Source organism: Nocardiopsis sp. CA-288880, from assembly GCF_050955985.1.
In the GTDB taxonomy this organism is placed as follows: Bacteria; Actinomycetota; Actinomycetes; order Streptosporangiales; family Streptosporangiaceae; genus Nocardiopsis; species Nocardiopsis tropica.
This window is the reverse complement of sequence record NZ_CP192105.1, coordinates 1,861,816-1,881,481: the sequence shown is the minus strand read 5'-3', so window position 1 is coordinate 1,881,481 and position 19,666 is coordinate 1,861,816. Positions and strand designations below refer to the sequence as shown.

Annotated in this window: 18 protein-coding genes; 12 read left to right on the top strand and 6 right to left on the bottom strand. The window is 73.2% G+C overall.

Features of this window, described 5'->3' with window-relative positions:
- Nucleotides 1-30: 30 nt before the first annotated feature.
- The 3 genes from htpX to ACQPYD_RS08240 form a co-directional block, all read right to left on the bottom strand.
- On the bottom strand, nt 31-951 hold the full coding sequence (gene htpX, locus ACQPYD_RS08250) for a zinc metalloprotease HtpX (protein WP_433700454.1): 921 nt from the start codon (nt 949-951) through the stop codon (nt 31-33).
- 345 nt (nt 952-1,296) lie between these two features.
- A complete protein-coding gene (gene pspAA, locus ACQPYD_RS08245) occupies nt 1,297-1,575 on the bottom strand; it encodes a PspA-associated protein PspAA (RefSeq protein WP_330161715.1) in 279 nt (92 codons plus the stop codon).
- Nucleotides 1,572-2,315 (bottom strand): PspA/IM30 family protein, encoded by a 744-nt coding sequence (locus ACQPYD_RS08240; protein WP_433700453.1) that lies wholly within the window; start codon nt 2,313-2,315, stop codon nt 1,572-1,574. Before ACQPYD_RS08240 ends, pspAA begins: the two co-directional genes overlap by 4 nt.
- A gap of 120 nt (nt 2,316-2,435) precedes the next feature.
- Between ACQPYD_RS08240 and ACQPYD_RS08235 the strand changes: the two genes are divergently transcribed.
- The gene (locus ACQPYD_RS08235; RefSeq protein WP_433700452.1) at nt 2,436-3,110 is read left to right on the top strand and encodes a DUF3043 domain-containing protein; all 675 of its coding nucleotides are present in this window, start codon (nt 2,436-2,438) and stop codon (nt 3,108-3,110) included.
- Nucleotides 3,111-3,256: 146 nt separating this feature from the next.
- Nucleotides 3,257-4,264, top strand: coding sequence for an aldo/keto reductase family protein (locus ACQPYD_RS08230; RefSeq protein WP_433700451.1), 1,008 nt, complete (start codon nt 3,257-3,259; stop codon nt 4,262-4,264).
- A 147-nt stretch (nt 4,265-4,411) separates the two neighbouring features.
- Here the strand turns inward: ACQPYD_RS08230 and ACQPYD_RS08225 are convergent, their stop codons facing one another.
- Nucleotides 4,412-4,618 carry a hypothetical protein gene (locus ACQPYD_RS08225; RefSeq protein WP_267948859.1) on the bottom strand — a complete coding sequence of 69 codons (207 nt, stop codon included), beginning with the start codon at nt 4,616-4,618 and terminating at the stop codon, nt 4,412-4,414.
- A gap of 206 nt (nt 4,619-4,824) precedes the next feature.
- On the opposite strand from ACQPYD_RS08225, the gene ACQPYD_RS08220 reads away from it, so the two are divergent.
- From ACQPYD_RS08220 to ACQPYD_RS08195, 6 genes are all read left to right on the top strand, one after another.
- On the top strand, nt 4,825-5,820 hold the full coding sequence (locus tag ACQPYD_RS08220) for a bifunctional adenosylcobinamide kinase/adenosylcobinamide-phosphate guanylyltransferase (protein ID WP_433701990.1): 996 nt from the start codon (nt 4,825-4,827) through the stop codon (nt 5,818-5,820).
- Nucleotides 5,821-5,891: 71 nt separating this feature from the next.
- Nucleotides 5,892-6,650 (top strand): adenosylcobinamide-GDP ribazoletransferase, encoded by a 759-nt coding sequence (locus ACQPYD_RS08215; RefSeq protein WP_433701989.1) that lies wholly within the window; start codon nt 5,892-5,894, stop codon nt 6,648-6,650.
- Nucleotides 6,651-6,956: 306 nt separating this feature from the next.
- Nucleotides 6,957-8,474 (top strand): leucyl aminopeptidase, encoded by a 1,518-nt coding sequence (locus tag ACQPYD_RS08210; protein WP_433700450.1) that lies wholly within the window; start codon nt 6,957-6,959, stop codon nt 8,472-8,474.
- 142 nt (nt 8,475-8,616) lie between these two features.
- On the top strand, nt 8,617-9,993 hold the full coding sequence (gene lpdA / locus ACQPYD_RS08205) for a dihydrolipoyl dehydrogenase (RefSeq protein WP_433700449.1): 1,377 nt from the start codon (nt 8,617-8,619) through the stop codon (nt 9,991-9,993).
- A gap of 104 nt (nt 9,994-10,097) precedes the next feature.
- A complete protein-coding gene (sucB, locus tag ACQPYD_RS08200) occupies nt 10,098-11,873 on the top strand; it encodes a 2-oxoglutarate dehydrogenase, E2 component, dihydrolipoamide succinyltransferase (RefSeq protein ID WP_433700448.1) in 1,776 nt (591 codons plus the stop codon).
- A 209-nt stretch (nt 11,874-12,082) separates the two neighbouring features.
- Nucleotides 12,083-12,649: an NADPH-dependent FMN reductase gene (locus tag ACQPYD_RS08195; protein ID WP_330161034.1), complete on the top strand. Its 567-nt coding sequence runs from the start codon at nt 12,083-12,085 to the stop codon at nt 12,647-12,649.
- 221 nt (nt 12,650-12,870) lie between these two features.
- On the opposite strand, the gene ACQPYD_RS08190 is transcribed toward ACQPYD_RS08195, so the two are convergent.
- Together ACQPYD_RS08190 and ACQPYD_RS08185 are read right to left on the bottom strand one after the other, a co-directional pair.
- Entirely contained in the window at nt 12,871-13,920 is a 1,050-nt protein-coding gene (locus ACQPYD_RS08190) for a glucose 1-dehydrogenase (protein ID WP_433701988.1), read from the bottom strand.
- 135 nt (nt 13,921-14,055) lie between these two features.
- Nucleotides 14,056-15,279 (bottom strand): FUSC family protein, encoded by a 1,224-nt coding sequence (locus tag ACQPYD_RS08185; protein WP_433700447.1) that lies wholly within the window; start codon nt 15,277-15,279, stop codon nt 14,056-14,058.
- 591 nt (nt 15,280-15,870) lie between these two features.
- On the opposite strand from ACQPYD_RS08185, the gene ACQPYD_RS08180 reads away from it, so the two are divergent.
- From ACQPYD_RS08180 to ACQPYD_RS08165, 4 genes are all read left to right on the top strand, one after another.
- Nucleotides 15,871-16,803 carry a TIGR01777 family oxidoreductase gene (locus tag ACQPYD_RS08180; RefSeq protein WP_267948854.1) on the top strand — a complete coding sequence of 311 codons (933 nt, stop codon included), beginning with the start codon at nt 15,871-15,873 and terminating at the stop codon, nt 16,801-16,803.
- A 9-nt stretch (nt 16,804-16,812) separates the two neighbouring features.
- Entirely contained in the window at nt 16,813-17,514 is a 702-nt protein-coding gene (gene lipB, locus ACQPYD_RS08175) for a lipoyl(octanoyl) transferase LipB (protein WP_433700446.1), read from the top strand.
- Nucleotides 17,515-17,610: 96 nt separating this feature from the next.
- The gene (gene lipA / locus ACQPYD_RS08170) at nt 17,611-18,564 is read left to right on the top strand and encodes a lipoyl synthase (protein WP_267948852.1); all 954 of its coding nucleotides are present in this window, start codon (nt 17,611-17,613) and stop codon (nt 18,562-18,564) included.
- Between the two features lie 214 nt (nt 18,565-18,778).
- Complete coding sequence (locus tag ACQPYD_RS08165; RefSeq protein WP_267948851.1) at nt 18,779-19,504, top strand: DUF4191 domain-containing protein; 726 nt, start codon at nt 18,779-18,781, stop codon at nt 19,502-19,504.
- Nucleotides 19,505-19,666: the final 162 nt, after the last annotated feature.

Sequence of the window (19,666 nt, the reverse complement as noted above, 5' to 3'; positions counted from 1 at the left end):
TCGGTCGGGTGGCGCCCGCCGCGACCCCGCTCAGCGGCCCTGTCCGAGCTGCCGGGAGATCTCGGAGAGCTGGGACAGGCGCTGGTCGACCGGGGGGTGGGTCGCGACCAGCCGGCTGAAGCTGAACCCCTCGCGGGAGAGCGCGGGGGTGAAGAAGAACGCGTTGAACGGCTCCACCTGGCGCAGGTCGCGGCTCGGGATCCGCGCCATGTCGCCGGTGATCTTGGTGAGGGCGCTCCCCAGCACGGAGGGGCGCCCGGTCAGGTAGGCGGCGGCCCGGTCGGCCGAGAGCTCCCGGTACCGGGACAGCGCCCGGGTGAGCAGGAAGCTGAGCGCCCAGGCGACGGCGCTGACCAGGACGACCAGGAGGGCGACCACCGCGGGCGCCGGCCCGTTGTTGTTGCCGCGGCTCGCCCCGGCGAACATCGCGAAGCGCAGGCCCGCCTGGGTGAGGAAGCCCGCGACGATGCCGAGGAACCCGGCGACGGTCATGACCATGACGTCGCGGTGGGCGATGTGGGACAGCTCATGGGCGACGACCGCCTCCAGCTCGGGGCCCTCCAGGCGGCGCATGAGGCCGGTCGTCACGCAGATGACCGCGCTCTTCTCGTTGTGGCCGGTGGCGAAGGCGTTGGGGACGTCGGTGTCGGCGACCCCGACCCTGGGCTTGGCCATGTCGGCCATGGCGCACAGCCGGTCGACCACGGCGTGCAGCTCGGGCGCCTGCTGGGGCGTGACCTCCCTGGCGCCCATGGAGAACATGGCGATCTTGTCGGAGGCGAAGTAGCTGAAGAGCGCGAACCCGGCGACGAGGAGGACCACGAGCCACACGTTGAGCCCCACCAGGACCAGTCCGACCACGAAGGCCGCGTACACCAGGGCCAGGAGGCCCATGGTCGTCACCATCCGGGTGGTGAGCCCGCGGTCCGGCCTGAACTTGGAACCAGCCATGCCGCACTCCTCTCCCCGACTGTCTCGGAGTGTAGTTCGCACAGGTGAGAAAGGGGTCAAAGCGGTGTACAGCGTGTTCCCCACGGTGCGTCCCCCTCTCCGGTCAACGGGGACGCGGGGGCGCCGGGTTCCGCCGGGGCGGCCGGGCGCGGGGTGTTCCGGCGCACACCGGCCCCCGCACACGCCGAGGCCGCCGTGACGGTGTCACGGCGGCCTCGGCGAAAACACGCGCGCGCAGGCACCGAGCGCGGTTCCGACCGGCCGTGGCGGGCCTGTCGGATCCCGCTGCCCCTGTCCGGCGCACACCTGGACGGATGCGGTGTGCGCGGACGGAGAGGAACGGTCCTAGCCGGGGATGAGCCCGTCGTCCTGGAGCATCTGCCGCACCTCTTCCATGCTGGCGTCGGCGTGCGGAAGGATGAACTCGGACGGCTCCAGGGCGTCGGGGGGCAGCGGCCTGCCGTCCTCCCGGACCTTCGCGAGAAGGTCGTGCAGGGCCTGGCGGAACGTCTCCTCGTCACCCGACTCGATCGCCGACTCCAGCGCGGAGTCGAAGGAGTTGAGCAGTTGCAGGTCGGCGTCGGTCAGGTCGACCTGGCCCTCACCCATGATGCGGACGATCACGAGCCCTCCCGGTTCCCGGTGCTGCCGGCGCCGTTCCCGCCCTCGATCTGAGGGGTGGAGCTGCCGCCGCCGAGCTCCATCTTCATGCGCTCCAGCTCGGCCTCGACGCCGGTGGTGCTGGCCATCCGGTCGAGCTCGCTCTGGATGTCGTCCTTGGCGGTGCCGGTGACGTCGTCGAGCGCGCCGGAGGCGAGCAGTTCGTCGACGGCGCCGGCGCGGGCCTGCATCTCGGCGGTCTTGTCCTCGGCACGCTGGACCGCCATGCCGACGTCGCCCATCTCCTCGGAGATGCCGGAGAAGGCCTCGCTGATCTGCGTCTGGGCCTGGGCGGCGGTGTACGTCGCCTTGATGGTCTCCTTGCGCGTGCGGAAGGCGTCCACCTTGGCCTGGAGGCGCTGGGCCGCCAGCGTGAGCTTCTGCTCCTCGCCCTGGAGGTTGGCGTGCTGCTCGCGCAGGCCCTCGATCTGGGTGGCCAGGCCGGAGCGGCGGGTGAGGGCCTCGCGGGCGAGGTCCTCGCGGCCCTGGGTCAGGGCCGCCCGGCCCTGGTTCTCCAGCTTGCCGGACTGCTGCTCCAGCTGCTGGATCTGGAGCTCGACCCGCTTGCGGGAGGTCGCGACGTCCGCCACCCCACGACGGACCTTCTGCAGGAGTTCGAGCTGTTTCTGGTACGAGTAGTCGAGGGTTTCCCTGGGGTCCTCGACCGAGTCCAAGGCCTTGTTGGCCTTGGATTTGAAGATCATCGAAAGTCGCTGAAACACGCTCATCGGCGTGGCCGTCCCCTTCTCGGTGCGTACATCGGCTGTTCCCAGCGGGCGCTTTGCCCAACCCTACGCGGTCTGGCCCGCGGTCGCCATAAAGCTATGACCGGCTACCCTGTGGGTGTGTTCCGACGTCGCTCCGCTTCCGCAGCCACGGATTCGCACTCTTCCGAATCCGCCAGCCCCGAGGCCACTGAGGCCACCCAACCTAAGGGATACACCCCCAAGAAGGGTGTCCCCACCCCAAAGCGCAGGGAATCCGAGACGATCCCCCGCAAGCCGGTGAAGGCCCCCGAGAGCCGTAAGGAGGCCTACCGCGCCTACCGGGACCGTCTCGACCGTCAACGCGGCCAGACCGTCCGGAGTTCCGGCGGCCTCAAGGGCGTGCCCAAGGACGAGGCCCGCTACTACCGCCAGCAGGACCTGGGCGAGGCCCGCGCGTTCGCCCGCGACTACATCGACTCGCGCCGCAGCGCCAGCGAGTTCTTCCTGCCGTTCTCGATCCTCATCATCGCCCTGCTGTTCATCAACAACCCGCTCTTCCAGGTCGGCGTGGCCTACGTGGCCTGGCCGCTGATGATGGTGACGATCATCGGCGAGGGCGTCCTGGTGGGACGCGCCGTCAAGAAGCGCGCCCTGGAGTACTTCCCCGACGACACCGCCATCCGGGGCATCGGGATGTACGCGGCCATGCGCCAGCTGCAGTTCCGCCGCCTGCGCCTGCCCAAGCCGCGGCTCAAGGTCGGCGAGGACCCGACGCCCCGCGGCGCGCGCTAGACGCCCCGCGCCTTCCCGCCCCCCGCGCCACGTGAGTAGGGCCGGTGCCCGCACCGGCCCTTCACTCTTCCCCGGCGCGGGAGCGGTCCCAGCCATGCCATTACATTCCTGACAAATCGACACGATCCCCCACTAGAGTGCTGCCCATGGACTTTCGGCATCTAGGCAACAGCGGTCTCATGGTCAGCGAGATCGCCTACGGGAACTGGCTCACCCACGGCTCCCAGGTGGAGGAGGACACGGCCGCGGCCTGTGTCCGCGCGGCCCTGGACGCGGGCATCACCACGTTCGACACCGCGGACGTGTACGCCGGGGGCAAGGCCGAGGAGGTGCTCGGCCGGGCGCTGAAGGGCGAGCGCCGGGACGGCCTCGAGATCTTCTCCAAGGTCTACTGGCCCATGGGCGACGGCAGGAACGACCGCGGCCTCTCCCGCAAGCACGTCCTCCGCGGCGCCGAGGACTCCCTGCGCCGCCTCGGGACCGACTACCTGGACCTGTACCAGGCGCACCGGTTCGACTACTCCACCCCCCTGGAGGAGACGATGCGGGCGTTCGAGGACCTGGTCCGCCAGGGCAAGGTCCTCTACATCGGCGTCTCGGAGTGGCGCGCGGACGAGATCGAGCAGGCGCTGAGGATCGCCGACGAGATGGGCTTCGACCGGATCGTCTCCAGCCAGCCGCAGTACAACATGGTGTGGCGGGTCGTCGAGTCCGAGGTCGTCCCGGTCTGCGAGCGCGAGGGCATCGGCCAGATCGTGTGGTCGCCCCTGGCGGGAGGCGTCCTGAGCGGCAAGTACAAGCCGGGCCAGGACCTGCCGGAGGGATCGCGCGCGACCGATCCCAAGATCAAGCAGGCCATCGCCGACAAGGTCGGCGACCAGGTCCTGCTGGAGCGGGTCCAGCGGCTGGAGCCGCTGGCGGCCGAGGCGGGCCTGACCCTGGCGCAGCTGTCCCTGGCCTGGGTCCTCCAGAACCCGAACGTGTCGTCGGCGATCATCGGCGCCTCCCGCCCCGAGCAGGTCGAGGGCAACGTGAAGGCCGCGGGCGTCCGGCTCGACGCGGACCTGCTGGAGCGGATCGACGAGGTCCTCGGCGACAGCGTCCAGCGCGACCCCGCGCTGACGAAGAGCCCCGAGGACGTCCACGGCATCTAGTCGGGCGGCCGCCCCCGGGCCCGTGGCCGGACGGCAGCCCGGCCACGGGCCCGGGCGTTCCCCGGACGGCGCAGGCACCGGGGGCGTTCATGCGCTCCGCGCAGGCGCCGGGGAGGCGCCGGACCCGCCGCGCGCGGCGCGGACGCCCTACTCGACGGGCTCCAGGGCCATCGCGTAGACCTCCCGGTCGTCCTCCAGGAGGGCGACGCGGCCGACACCCCCCTCGGCGAGCTCCTGCCAGTTCTCCCCCAGCCAGCTCTCCGCGTCGCCACGCGAGGTGAACGACTCGGACGGCAGGTCCTCCGCCAGAGGGTCGGCGCCGTCGGCCTCGAAGTACCGCCAGGTCCACGCCATGTTCGACCGCCCTTCGTCACGCAGGCCGCGGTGGTGGTCACCGTGATCCTGTGCCGAGCTTAACCAAGGCGCGGTCCGGCATGCTGTTTACTTTTCCGGTGCGTATCCGATTTCAGGGGACGGCGGGCCCCGCGGGCTGGCCCGCACCGCAGTGCACCTGCTCCTCCTGCAACAAGGCCCTGGCCGAACGCCGCCTGCCCGTGCGCGTGACCGTCGACGACCGCTTCCGCGTCCGCGAGGCGGGCGCGGTCGGGCCCGTGCCCCCGGGATACACCGTGTCCGCGACGCCGGACGGCTGCCTGGTCGAGGCCGCCGACGGCGGCAGGCTGCTCTACGCCCGGTCGGGCCCGGGCCCGCTGCCCGGCGGCCCCCCTGTGGAGGCACGGGCGGAGGGGCTCTCCGGCTACTCCTCGGCACGGCCCGAACAGCAGGTGGACATGGTCGTCGTGGACGCCGCGCGGCGCCCGGAGGTCATCGGCGAGCTGCGGCGCTCGGGGGTGATCGGGGTGACCACCGCGGTCGTGGCCGTGGGCGGCGACCACCGGATCCCCTCTCAGCAGGAGTTCGCCCGGCGCGCGCGGCTGTGGGGCGCCCTGGCCCCCGGGGACGGCCAGGTCATGTCGTGCCCGCCGTCGGTGTGGCCGGAGCCGCGCCCGCAGGGGCCGCACCGGACCCTGGTCACCGGCGGCGCCCGCTCGGGGAAGTCGACGGAGGCGGAGCTGCGCCTGCTCGCGGAGCCCAGGGTGGTGTACGCGGCGACCGGGCCGGAGCCGGATCCGTCCGAGGACCCCGAGTGGGCCGACCGGGTGGACAGGCACGTGCGCCGCCGCCCCTGGTGGTGGCGGACCGAGCAGACCGCGGAACTGGCCCCGCTGCTCCGGCGGGAGAGGGGGGCGGTCCTGGTCGACTGCCTCGGCACCTGGCTGACCCGGGTGATGGACGAGGCGGGGCTGTGGGACGAGGCGCCGCCCCCCGACGCCGAGGAGCGGGTGGAGGCGGCGGTCCGGGACCTGCTGGAGGCCTGGCGCGGGACCCGGGCCTACGTCGTGGCCGTCACCAACGAGGTGGGGTCGGGGGTGGTGCCCGCGACCCGTTCCGGCCGGCTCTTCCGCGACCACCTCGGCCGGCTGAACCAGTGGGTGGGAGCCGAGTCCGAGGACGTGGTCCTCGTGACGGCCGGCCGCGTCCTGGAGCTGCCGTGACGGGCGGGCCGACGGAGGGCGGTCCCCCCTCCGCGGTCCCGGCCGCGGCCGACGCGATCGCGGGGGCCCGGATGGCCCTGGGCACGTTCACCGCCTTCCCCGTGCGGGCGGGGCGGGTGGACCGGGCGGCCGCCGGCTGGGCGATGGCGTGGGCGCCCGTGGTCGGCGCGGTCCTGGGCCTCCTCTCCGGCGCGGTCGCGGCGGCCGGCGCCTGGGCCGGCCTGGCCCCCTCCCTGGCGGCGGTGCTCTCCGTGGGCCTGGGCGCGCTCGCGACGCGGGGGCTGCACCTGGACGGGCTGGCCGACCTGGCGGACGGCCTGGGGAGCGGCAGGCCGGCGGAGGGGGCGCTGGAGGTGATGCGGCGGTCCGACATCGGACCGTTCGGCGTGGTGTCGGTCGTGGTGGCGATGGCGGCACAGGCCCTGGCGCTGGGACAGCTGGTGGCGGCCTCGCCCTGGGCCGCCCTGTCCGGGGCCGCCGTCGCGGGCGCGACGGGACGGCTGGCGGTGACGCTGGCGTGCGTCCCCCGGGTGCCGTCGGCGCGGTCCGGGGGCCTGGGTGCCTTCGTGGCGGGGACGGTGTGCCGGCCGCGTGCGGCGGCGGCCGTGGCGTTCGTCGCCGCCCTCTGCCTCACGGGGGCTGCGCAGGCGCCCGCCCTGGCCGCGGCCCACGCCCTCGCTGCGGCGGCGGGCCTGGTCGCCGCCGGAGCGCTGCTGCGCCGGGCGGTGCGGCGCCTCGGCGGGATCACCGGCGACGTCCTGGGCGCCCTGGTGGAGACGGCCTCGACCGCGGCGCTGGTGGCGGCGGCCGCGGCGACCGCGTGGGTGTGAGGCCGGGCACGGTTCCCACCAGGGGGTTCACGGCCGTGCGGTCGCCTCCGGTGGCGGGATGTCGCCATCGTCACATTTTTTCACACGGAGTTTCACGGTCCTCCCGCACGGGCAGGCGCGAGCCCCGGGGAGCGGGCGTGCGACGCCCCCGGTGGGCGACCAGGGGCCCTCTCACCGCGCGGGCGGGCCGGGGCCGCCCCCGGGAACACCCCCCGCCCCCGGTCGCGCGGAGCGCGGCGTCAGACCCCCTGGGGAGCCGGGGTGCCGCGTCCCCGCCCGGCACGGGAGGCGACTAGCATCGGGGGTGTGAGCACGTCGTTGGCAGTAAACACGGAGTCCCCCAGTTCGCTCGACGCCGACGCGGTTGTCGTCGGCTACCACTCCGGAGGCGACGCTCCGGAACCCGCGTCGGGCGCGCATGACGTCGACGCCGCCTTCCCGGGCGGCCTCGCCCCGACCCTGTCGCTCCTGGGAGCGAGCGGCGCACCCGAGGAGGTGCACACCATTGCCTCCCTCGGAGCCGTCAGGGCCCCGGTCGTCGTCGCGGTCGGTCTCGGCCCGGCGCCCGCCGAGGGCCCCGTCGACCCCGACGTCCTGTCCCGCGCCGCGGGCGCCGCCCTGCGGTCGCTCGCCTCGCGCCCCGGGGGCGCCGGCCGCGTGGTCCTGGCCCTGCCCGCCGGGAGCGCCGCCGAGGCCGGGGCCGTCGCCCTCGGCGCCCAGCTCGGAACCTACGTCTTCGACCGGTACCGCACCGGTGACGAGGCCCGCGAGCAGGCCGAGGGCCGCGCCGCCGGCTCCCTGGTCCTGGCCTGCTCCGCGCCGGGCGCGGAGGCGGCCGTCGAGCGCGCCGCGGTCATGGCCGAGGCCGTCAACTTCACGCGCGACCTGGTCAACACCGCCCCGGCCGACCTGGTCCCCGAGGACCTGGCCGCCGCCGCCCAGGAGATCGCCCAGCAGGCCGGCCTCGAGATCGAGGTCCTGGACGAGCGGGCACTGTCCGAGGGCGGCTACGGCGGCCTGACCGGCGTCGGCCAGGGCTCGTCCAACCCGCCCCGCCTGGTCCGCCTCGCCCACAGCCACCCGGAGGCGACCAGGACCGTCGCCTTCGTCGGCAAGGGCATCACCTTCGACTCGGGCGGCCTCTCCCTCAAGCCCGCGGGCTCGATGGACTGGATGAAGTCCGACATGGCCGGCGCCGCCTCCGTGCTCGCCGCCATGCGCGCCATCTCCACCCTGGGCCTGAAGGTCAACGCCGTCGGCTACCTGGCCGTGGCGGAGAACATGCCCAGCGGCACCGCCCAGCGCCCCTCCGACGTGCTGAGCATCTACGGCGGCAAGACCGTCGAGGTCCTCAACACCGACGCCGAGGGCCGCCTGGTCATGGCGGACGCCCTGGTCCGGGCCCAGGAGGACCAGCCCGACCTGGTCGTGGACATCGCCACGCTGACCGGCGCGCAGCTGGTCGCGCTCGGCACCCGGGTGTTCGCGGTCATGGCCAACGACGACGGCGTGCGCGATGCGGTCGTCGCCGCCGCCGGGGCGGAGGGCGAGGCCTCCTGGCCGATGCCGCTCCCCTCCGAGCTGCGGGCGGGGCTCGACTCCGCGGTCGCCGACATCGCGAACGTGGCGGGCGAGCGCTGGGGCGGCATGCTCTCGGCGGGCGTCTTCCTCCAGGAGTTCATCGGCGAGGGCGTCAAGTGGGCGCACCTCGACATCGCGGGCCCGTCCTTCAACCAGGGCGGTCCGCACGGCCACACCCCGAAGGGCGGCACCGGCGCGGGAACCCGCACCCTGGTCCGCATCGCCGAGGAGTACGCCGAGTAGTCACCGTGCGCGGGTTCCGTCCCAGTGAGCCGGGACACCGCCCGCGCACGGCCACCGCGGTCGCCGACACCCTCCCCCCTCTGTGGGCGCCACCCGCGGATCCACCACCCACACCAGCCACCACAACTAGGAGTTCGTTCCCGTGAGTGAGAACGGCGGCACCTTCGACCTCGTCGTCCTTGGCGGCGGCAGCGGCGGCTACGCGGCAGCGCTCCGCGCCGCCGAGCTGGACATGAGCGTCGTCCTGATCGAGAAGGACAAGCTCGGCGGCACGTGCCTGCACCGCGGCTGCATCCCCACCAAGGCCCTCCTGCACTCCGCCGAGGTCGCCGACTCCGCCAAGGAGAGCGAGGCCTTCGGCGTGAAGGCCAGCTTCGAGGGCATCGACATCGAGGCCGTGCACAAGTACAAGGACAAGGTGATCGGCGGCCTCTTCAAGGGCCTGACCGGTCTCGTCAAGTCCCGCAAGATCACCGTCGTCGAGGGCGAGGGCAAGCTCACCGGCAAGGACGAGGTGACCGTCGGCGACGCGGTGTACAAGGGCCGCAACATCGTCCTGGCCACCGGCTCCAAGCCCAAGACCCTGGGCCTGGAGATCGACGGCGAGAAGGTCATGACCAGCGACCAGGCCCTCGACCTGGGCCGGGTCCCCGAGTCCGTCATCGTCCTGGGCGGCGGCGTGATCGGCGTGGAGTTCGCCAGCGTGTGGCGTTCCTACGGCGCCGACGTCACCATCGTCGAGGCCCTGCCGCACCTGGTGCCGGTCGAGGAGGAGTCGAGCTCCAAGCTGCTGGAGCGCGCCTTCCGCAAGCGCAAGATCAAGTACGAGCTCGGCACCCCGTTCGAGTCGGTCAAGACCACCGACTCCGGCGTGACGGTCACCCTCCAGGGCGGCAGGACCCTCGACGCCGAGGTGCTGCTGGTCGCCATCGGCCGCGGCCCCGTCTCGGAGGGCCTGGGCTACGAGGAGCAGGGGATCACCCTGGACCGCGGCTTCGTCCAGGTCGACGAGAACCTGCACACCGGCGTCGGCGGCGTCTACGCCGTGGGCGACCTCATCCCCACCCTCCAGCTCGCCCACGTGGGCTTCGCCGAGGGCATCTTCGTCGCCGAGCACATCGCCGGGCAGAACCCGCCCGCGATCGACTACGACGGTGTTCCCCGGGTCACGTACTGTGAGCCCGAGGTCGCCTCGGTGGGCCTCACCTCCGCGGTGGCCAAGGAGCGCGGCCACGACATCGTGGAGATGAACTACAACCTGGCGGGCAACGGCAAGAGCCAGATCCTCCAGACCTCCGGCGCGATCAAGGTCATCGCCGAGAAGGACGGGCCGGTGCTGGGCGTCCACATGGTCGGCAGCCGCGTCGGCGAGCTGATCGCCGAGGGCCAGCTCATCTACAACTGGGAGGCGCTGCCCTCCGAGGTGGCCCAGCTCATCCACCCGCACCCGAGCCAGTCCGAGGCGCTGGGCGAGGCGCATCTGGCCCTGGCCGGCAAGCCGCTGCACGTCCACGACTGACCGCACCACCCGGGGGCGGGCCCACACGGCCCGCCCCCGCACACATCCGCGCTGCCCAGTCAAGGGGTTGGGCAGAGACCGCGCCCAGATCCAACGAGGAACCCATGCCGACTTCCGTTTCCATGCCCGCCCTGGGTGAGAGCGTCACCGAGGGGACCGTCACCCAGTGGCTCAAGAACGTGGGCGACACCGTCGAGGTAGACGAGCCGCTCCTTGAGGTCTCCACCGACAAGGTGGACACCGAGATCCCGTCCCCGGTCGCCGGTGTACTCACCAAGATCCTGGTGGACGAGGACGAGACCGTGGAGATCGGCGCCGAGATCGCCGTCATCGGCGGCGAAGGCGAGAGCACCGACGAGGCCGGGTCCGCGCCCGCCGCCGAGACCGCCGAGCCCGAGGCGGAGCCGGAGCCCGAGCCGGAGGCCGCCCCGGAGCCCGAGGCCGCCCCGGAGCCCGAGCCGGCCGCGTCCCCCGCCCCGTCCTCCGACGGCCCCACCACGTCGGTGACCATGCCCGCCCTGGGTGAGAGCGTCACCGAGGGGACCGTCACCCAGTGGCTCAAGAACGTGGGCGACACCGTCGAGGTGGACGAGCCGCTCCTCGAGGTCTCCACCGACAAGGTGGACACCGAGATCCCGTCCCCGGTCGCCGGTGTACTCACCAAGATCCTGGTGGACGAGGACGAGACCGTGGAGATCGGCGCCGAGATCGCCGTCATCGGCGGCACCGGGGGCGAGGCGCCCTCGGCCTCCGAGGCGCCCGCGCCCCCCCGGGCCGAGCCCACGCCGGAGCCGAAGGCCGAAGCGAAGCCCGAGCCCGCCCCGAAGCCGGAGGCCGACGCGAAGCCGGAGGCGGAGCCCGCCCCCGCCGCGCGCGCGGACTCGGCGGACGACGGCCCCTCCGTGGACATCGAGACCCTCAGCGGCACCGGCCGGGCCTCCGGCACCGACGCCGTCACCGAGGCGTACGTGACGCCGCTGGTGCGCAAGCTCGCGTCCGAGCACCGCGTGGACCTGGGCCGCGTGAGCGGAACGGGCGTGGGCGGCCGCATCCGCAAGCAGGACGTGCTCAAGGCGGCGGAGGAGCAGAAGGCCGCCGCCGCGCGCGCCGCCGCCCCCGCGGCGCCCTCCTCGGCTCCCCGCAAGGTCGCCGCCGACACCTCGCTGCGCGGTCGGACCGAGAAGCTGACCCGCCTGCGCCAGTCCATCGCGGACCACATGGTGGAGTCGCTGCACGTCTCCGCGACGGCCACGCAGGTCATCGAGGTGGACGTCACCAAGATCGCCCGCCTGCGCGAGCAGGTCGCCAAGCGGGACGGGGCCGCCCCGGACTTCTTCGCGTTCTTCGGCCTGGCCGCGGTCGAGGCCCTCAGGACCCACCCCAAGCTCAACGCGGTCATCGACGGTGACAAGCAGGAGGTGACCTACCACGACGTCGAGAACCTCGCCGTCTCGGTGGACACCGAGCGCGGTCTGCTCGCCCCGGTCGTGAAGGACGCGGGCAAGCTCGACCTGGACGGGCTCGCCCGCACGATCACCGACCTGAGCGAGCGTGCCCACACCGGCAGGCTCGGCCCGGACGAGCTGGGCGGCGGCACGTTCACCATCGCCGAGACCGGGTGCACCGGCGCCCTGTTCGGCACGCCGATCATCAACCAGCCGCAGGTGGCCATCCTCGGCACCGGCGCGATCGTCAAGCGCCCCGTCGTGGTCGAGGACCCGGCCATGGGCGGCGAGGTGATCGCGGTGCGCTCGATGGTCTACCTGTCGCTGGCCCACGACCACCGCCTGATCGACAGCGCCGACGCCGGACGCTTCCTCCAGACCGTGAGGGAGCGGCTGGAGGAGGGCGGCTTCGAGCGCGAGCTCGGCCTGTCCTAGGTTCCGCGTGTTCCGGCCGGGCCGGGCGCCGTCTTCGGCGCCCGGCCCGGTTCCGTTTCCAGCGCGCCTGATTTGACCTGAATCGCGGTTCAGGTCCTAACGTTGTTCCGTCACCCGGAAGAGAACGGACGCCGTTCCGCCCGAATCCCCGTGGGGCCGCCGGTCCCCGCGTGCCCAGGGCCGTCAGGCACGAAGACGACGAGGACCACATGGAAAACCTTCGGATCGCGGTCATCCTCGCTGGCAACAGCAGGGGCCGCACCGGCCCCGCCGTCTCGCGGTGGTTCGTGGAGCGCACGGCGAAGCACCCCGACCCCCGCCTGCGGTTCGACGTCCTGGACGTGGACGGCATCGGCCCCGAGGACGGCCACGGCGGGCCGATGGCGCCCCACGCGGCGGAGGTCGTCGACGCCGCCGACGGGTTCGTGGTCGTCACGCCGGAGTACAACCACGGCTACCCCGGCGGGCTCAAGAGCGCGATCGACTCCGCGCGCCGGGAGTGGTTCGCCAAGGCCGTGGGGTTCGTCTCCTACGGCGGGATGTCCGGCGGCCTGCGGGCGATCGAGCAGCTGCGCTCGGTCTTCTCGGAGCTGCACACCGCGACCATCCGGGACACCGTCAGCCTGCACAACGCGCAGTCGATGTTCGGCGACGACGGCGAGCCCGCCGTGGACATGTCCGGCGCGGAGGCGGCCGTGGAGCGGATGCTGGGCCAGCTGGCCTGGTGGGCGCAGGCCCTGCGCGAGGCCCGCGAGCGCCGCCCCTACCCCGGCTAGCGGGTCGGCCGGAGGCACTGCCCGTACACCGCGAGGGGGCGCAGGAGGGGGTTGGACGGGGTGGCCGCCGAGCTCGACGGCCGCCCCCGCCGGTCCCCGGGGCGGGCCGCCCCGGCCGAGGCGCCCGACGAGTTCCCCGTCGCCGCCACCACGTGGCCCCGAGGCGGGGTACGGGTTCGCGGCGGAGGGCGCGGGCCGGGCCCGCCCCCTCCGCCGCGGGGTCAGAGGTCGATGACCACCTTCACCTGGTCGCCGGCGGGCTCCGCGAACACCCGGGGGGCCAGGTCGAGCGGGAGCCGGCGGGTGATGAGTCCCCGCAGCCAGTCCCGGTCGGCCGCGGCCAGGTGCCGCGCCGCCAGCTCGTAGTGGCGGCGGTTCGCGTTGACCGAGCCGAAGAGCACGTCGTTGTCCAGGACCAGCCTCCGGCTCAGGCGGCCGGGGCTCACCTCGACGCGGGCGCGGCCGGCGCTGAGGCCGACGTAGCAGACGATCCCGTCGGCGGCGTTGTGGACCGCCGCGTCGAGGACGAGGGCTTCCGCGCCGGTGGTCTCGATGATCACGTCGAGCGCGAACTCCTGGGCGATCTCCGCGACGCCCCCCGTGTGGTAGGTCGCCCCCAGCGCGGCGACCAGGTCCGGCTTGGGGCCGCTCCCGACCCTGTCGAGGACGTGCACGTCGAGGCCGCGCCGGACCCCGATCAGGGCCGCCAGGAGCCCGATGGGCCCGGCGCCGGTGACGAGCGCGGTGCGCGGCTCGAACCAGGCACGGCGGCCGATGCTCTCCACGTGCTCCCACGCCTTCGCCACGATCGTGGTCGGCTCCATCAGGACGCCGACCTCCTCCAGGGCCGGGTCGAGCCGGACCGCGTAGTCGGCCGGGACGGTCCACTGCTCCGAGCCGTAGCCGTGGACCTCCTTGATGCCGCGCTCCGTGAACCGGCCGTTGCGGCACATGTCGAACTCCCCGTGCGCGCACGGCCCGCAGGGGACGGGGTCGGGCCTGCGGACGATGCCGACCACCAGGTCGCCCGGGACGAATCCGGAGCCGGGCGGCGCCTGGCGCACCCGGCCGAGGGACTCGTGCCCCAGGACGAGGCGGTCGTGGCCGGGCGGGGCGGTGCCGTACTCGCCGTCGGCGATCTCCTTGTCGGTCCCGCAGATTCCCAGCGCCACGCCGTCGACGAGGAGCTCCCCCTCCTCCGGCACCGGCGGGTCGACCTCGTCCACCGTCACCGACCCGGCCGTCATCGGCGTCACCATCAGAGCCCGCATGAGTCCCCCGCTGTCGTCGTGCGCACGGCGCGGCACGCGCCCGCCCTCGGGTCCTGCCCCCGCCCCGCGGCCGGAAAGCCGGGTTGGGGGACTCATGTCCGCGTTATTGCCCCGGTGGAGGATTCGCCCGGGCGGTCAGCGGCGCCCCCGGCGCCACGAGTACCAGCGGTGCCGGTACCTGTCCACGGGCGGACGCCACGGCAGCCACGGCAGCCACGGGACCCCCGGGGGGTGGGGGACCTCCAGATCGGCCTCGTCCTCCCGCAACGCCTCCTCGGCCTCCTCGAACCTGATCCCGGCGAACACCATGATGTCGGTGGCGACCATCTCGACGGCCAGGTGCGTGGCGGTGGTCACGGGGTCGCCGCCCGTGTCCTGCGCGTCGAACCTCCTGGCGGACCGGAGGGCCCCCTCCACCGCCTCCTGGCGCGCCCGGCGGCTGCTGAGGTCGTCGGCGAGCGTGTACAGCGCCGAGGCCATGCGGCTGACGACGGGCGCGAGCTCGTGGCGCTCCTCCTCGCTCATGGCCGCGGTGGTCCTCGCGAGGAACAGGCAGCTCTCCCCGAGCAGGATGAGGCGGTCGATCACCTCGTCCTCGGCGAGGACCGGCGCCGGGTCCCCCCACCGGATGGTGGAGAGCCGGACCGTGTGGCGGCTGTTCTCCCTGGCGCGGCTGAGCTCCGCCATCGGCCTGCTCAGGTCTCCCAGCCACGTGACCATCTCCTGGCTGGAGGACTCGTCGTCCCGCCGCAGCGCGCGGCCGGAGACGTCGAGCATGTGGGCCATCTCGGTCAGCGCGTCCGCCTCGATCCGGCGCAGGATGGCGACCAGCCGGGCGGGGAACAGCAGCTGGCTGAACACGAGCGCCACCCCCGCCCCGATGAGCGCGTCGGTGAGCCGGTCCAGCCCCGCGTGCCCTCCCCCGAAGTTCACGGCGAAGACCACGGTGAGGATCGCGCTGGCCGCCGCCTGGCCGATCACGATCCGCTGGACGCCGATCGCCAGGGCGGCCGTCATCGCCAGGCCGACGCCCAGTGCGAGCGCGCCGTAGCCGCCGCCCCCGGTGAGGGCGATCGCGAGCTCGCCGGAGATGATCCCGAACACGACCCCCGTCAGCAGGCGGACCGCGTTGGCGCCCCGCTCCCCGCCCGAGGTGTTGAGCGCGATGACCGCCGCGATCGGCGCGAAGAAGGGGTCGTGGCCCTGGACGAGGCCGCCGGCCACGGTCCACGCCACGACCGCGGCCACGACGGCCTGGACCACCGACCAGAAGTGGACGGCCACGCGTTCCCGGGCGTCCTCGGTCGCGACCGCCAGCCGGCGCCAGCCGACGCGCAGCGGCGAGGGAGTCCTCCTCACGGCCGCCTCAGGGGCCGGGGGCCGGCGGGGTCGTGGGATCCGGGGCCGGTCCGCCGCGGGGGCGGGTCCCGGCGGCACGGACGTGGAGCATGGCGACGCCTTCCTGTCCTGGACGCCCTGGGCGCGAACGGGCACTGCGTCCATGCTCCGCCGCGAGGGCCCTCGACGGGAGCGGACACACCGCAGGGGGGCGGGCATGGCCCAGTCCTTACCCTCGGCGTGGCGTGTCGGGTGCGCGGGGCGGGGTCCGGGGCCGCGGGGAGGGATCCTGCGCGAGGAGGGCGGGGAAGGCGGACGGGGCGGCGCCTGTGGCGCCGCCCCGTCTTTCTACCCCACCAATCACCATCCCCTGATGATCCCCATCATCAAAGGTCTGTGGATGGGCGCCACGGCAGCCAGCCCGACAGCGTGTCGCCCACAGTGACTCCGCGCTGACGCGGAGTTCCCTGCTCCACGTTCAAAGTAGAAGAGCGGAGGGCCTCCCCGCAGCGTTTTCGCAGAAAAAGCCCGAGAAAACTTCTGGGAGGCCCCGCGGGACCTTCCGCCCCCTCTTCCGCGGGAGGTCCGGGATCCTCCGGGTAGACCCTGGGCATGAGAGTGGCTATCACTGGGGCCTCCGGGCTCATCGGCGGGGCGCTGGCCGCGTCCCTGCTCGACGACGGGCACACGGTGGTGCGCCTGGTCCGGCGCCTTCCGCGTGGCGGCACCCCTCCGAACGTGGAGGAGGCGGAGTGGCGCCCCGAGCAGGGGCGCGTCGACACCGTGGCCCTGCACGAGGCCGACGCCGTCGTGCACCTGGCCGGGGCCCCGGTCGGACCCACCGTGTGGACCAGGCACCGGCGCACGGTCATCCGGCGCAGCCGGGTCCGCGGCACCCGCACCCTGGCCCGGGCGCTGGCGGGGATGCCCTCCCCTCCCCCGCGGCTGCTGACGGCGTCGGGGATGCACTACTACGGGGACACCGGGGGCGGGGTGGCCACCGAGGAGAGCCCCCCGGGCGCGGGTTTCCTGGCCCGGACGTGCCAGGCCTGGGAGGAGGCGGCGGCCCCGGCCCTCGAGGCGGGCCTGTCCGTGGCGTACATGCGCACGGCGGTGGTGCTCGACCGCTCGGGGGGCCTGCTGCGCACGCTGCTGCCGCTCTACCGGGCCGGCCTGGGCGGACGCCTGGGGTCGGGGGCGCAGTACATGAGCTGGATCGCGCTGCGCGACCAGGTGGGGGCGATCCGGTTCCTGCTGGAGCACCCCGAGGTGACGGGGCCGGTGAACATGTGCTCGCCGGAGCCGGTGAGCAACGCCGCGTTCACCCAGGCCCTGGGGGAGGTCCTGCGGCGCCCCACGGTCATCCCGGTCCCCGCGACGGCGCTGCGCGCGACCCTGGGCGACTTCGCGGAGGAGACCTCCCTGATCGACCTGAGGGCCGCGCCCGAACGCCTGGAGCGGGCCGGCTATTCCTTCCTGCTGCCCACCATCGACAGTGCGCTATCCGACATCCTGGCCCGACCGGCGCACCGCGCCGGGGCGTAAGGTGGTTGTGTGAGTGATCTCGTTTACGCATGGCTGGGCGACGCTCCCGTCCCGTACCACCAGGGCTGGGATCTCCAGAAGCGGCTCCACGAGGGCCGCGTCGCCGATGAGGTGGCCGACACCGTCCTGTTCCTGGAACACGAGCCCGTGTACACCGCGGGAAAGCGCACCGGGAGGTGGGATCGTCCCATCACTGATCCCGGCGCCCCCGTCGTGGACATCGACCGGGGCGGCAAGATCACCTGGCACGGCCCCGGCCAGCTGACGGTGTACCCCATCGTGCGCATGCCGGACCCCGTGGACGTGATCGCCTACGTGCGCATGCTGGAGGAGGCCGTCATCCGCTCCGTCGCGGAGTACGGCCTGACCGGCAGGCGGGTGGAGGGGCGGACCGGGGTGTGGCTCGACGCCGACCCCGCGCGCGGCCTGATCGAGCGCAAGGTCGCCGCCATCGGGTGCCGGATCGCCCGCGGGGTCGGTATGCACGGACTCGCACTGAACTGCAACAATGACATGTCGTGGTTCGACCGGATCGTCCCGTGCGGAATCACCGACGCCGGGGTGACCTCGCTCTCCGCCGAACTCGGGCGCGAGGTGACCGTGGCCGACGTGAGGCCCCGGATGGAACGGCACCTGGCGGACGTCCTCGGCGCGGAGGGGTACAGCCACGCCGACGGCGCCGAGCTGCTCGGCGCCACCGCCCGTGGATGACACACCACACCATGAGCCAGTCCCCACCGGGACGCAGCCGCCCCCACGAAGGGCGAGAGGGTCCCGTCACGGGGCACAGAAGGGAACGGGTTCACGTTGACCATCGCTCCTGAGGGCCGCAGGTTGCTGCGCGTGGAGGCGCGCAACAGCGAGACCCCCATCGAGAAGAAGCCGCCGTGGATCAAGATCAAGGCGCACATGGGGCCCGAATACACCGAGCTCCAGTCCCTGGTCAAGAGCGAGGGCCTGCACACGGTGTGCCAGGAGGCCGGGTGCCCCAACATCTACGAGTGCTGGGAGGACCGGGAGGCGACGTTCCTCATCGGCGGCGACCAGTGCACGCGGCGCTGCGACTTCTGCCAGATCGCCACGGGCAAGCCCAGCGCCCTGGACCGGATGGAGCCGACCAAGGTCGCCAACTCCGTGAAGAAGATGGAGCTGCGCTACGCCACCATCACCGGTGTGGCCCGTGACGACCTCGAGGACGGCGGCGCCTGGCTGTACGCCGAGACGGTCCGCAAGATCCACGAGCTCAACCCGGACACCGGCGTCGAGCTGCTCATCCCCGACTTCAACGCCGACCCCGACCAGCTGGCCGAGGTCTTCGGCTCGCGGCCCGAGGTGCTGGCGCACAACGTCGAGACGGTGCCCCGGATCTTCAAGCGCATCCGTCCGGGCTTCCGCTACGAGCGCTCCCTCCGGGTCATCACCGAGGCGCGCGCGGACGACCTCGTCACCAAGTCGAACCTGATCCTGGGCATGGGCGAGACCCGTGAGGAGATCAGCGAGGCGATGCGCGACCTGCACGAGGCCGGCTGCGACCTGCTCACCATCACCCAGTACCTGCGCCCCTCCAAGCTGCACCACCCGATCGACCGGTGGGTGAAGCCCGAGGAGTTCGTGGAACTGGGCCAGGAGGCCGAGGAGATCGGCTTCGCCGGCGTCATGTCGGGGCCGCTGGTGCGCTCGTCCTACCGCGCCGGCCGGCTCTACAAGCAGGCCCGCGAGAAGCGCGACGCCGAGAACGCCGCCCTGGCGGGCGGCGTGTGACGGGCGTTTCGCCCGAGTCGTGACCAAGCTGGAACGGTGGCCCACGGGCCACCGTTCCTCATGTAGGGGCACCTCCACATATCCTGGTGGCGAGAGGCGCCCAGCTGGCCGGCGCCGTGAGGCGCAGCACCCAGGTCGACCGCGAAGAGGAGGCAAGGCAGCCCAGGGACCCCGTCCCCGCCGACACCGCGTCGGCGCGCTGCCTGAGAGCACGATGGCGAAAAAGCCCAAGGGTTCAGAGACCACGACCCCCGCCAAGGGCGGGGCCGAGAAGCAGCCCGGTCGGCTCAAGCAGATCGGCATGGTCGCCAAGGTCGTCCACCAGCAGAGTCCCCGCAGCATCCCGCTGGCGGTCGGTGTCGCGGTGGTCGTCCTCGCGGTCTTCGTCGGCATCGGCATCTGGACCGGCTCCTGGATCCTGTGGCCGCTGACGGGCCTGCCGGTCGCCTTCCTGACCGGTTTCATCATCTTCACGCGCTCCGCGCAGCGCGTCCAGTACAAGATGCTGGACGGGCGCCTGGGCGCGGGCATGGCGATCCTGGACAACATGCGCGGCAACTGGGTGGTCGAGCCGGGCGTGGCCGCCAACAAGCAGATGGACGTCGTCCACCGCGTGGTGGGGCGTCCGGGTGTGATCCTGGTCGGCGAGGGCGACCCGGGCCGGCTCAAGCCGCTGATCGCCGGGGAGAAGAAGCGGGTCGCGCGGGTCGCGCACGACACGCCCATCTACGACTTCAAGGTCGGCAACGGCGAGGGCCTGGTGCCGATCTCCAAGCTCCAGCGCACGCTGGTCAGGCTCCCGCGCAACCTGGACAAGTCCGGGGCCGCCGAGCTGAACTACCGCCTCAAGGCCCTGCCCGCCAAGATGCAGATGCCCAAGGGCCCGATGCCCAAGGGCGCGAAGATGCCCCGGGGCATGCGGGGCCAGATGGGCGGGTAGCGGCCCGGCCGGCCTCTCACGGACACGGGACGGGGGCCGTCGCACCGACAGGTGCGGCGGCCCCCGTTCGCGTGCGCGGCCGTGCCGGGGCCCGCCCGCCCCTGCACGGCCCGCAGGCCCCCTCCCGGCGGGCCCGCTCCGGCGACGGCCGCGGCGCCCCGC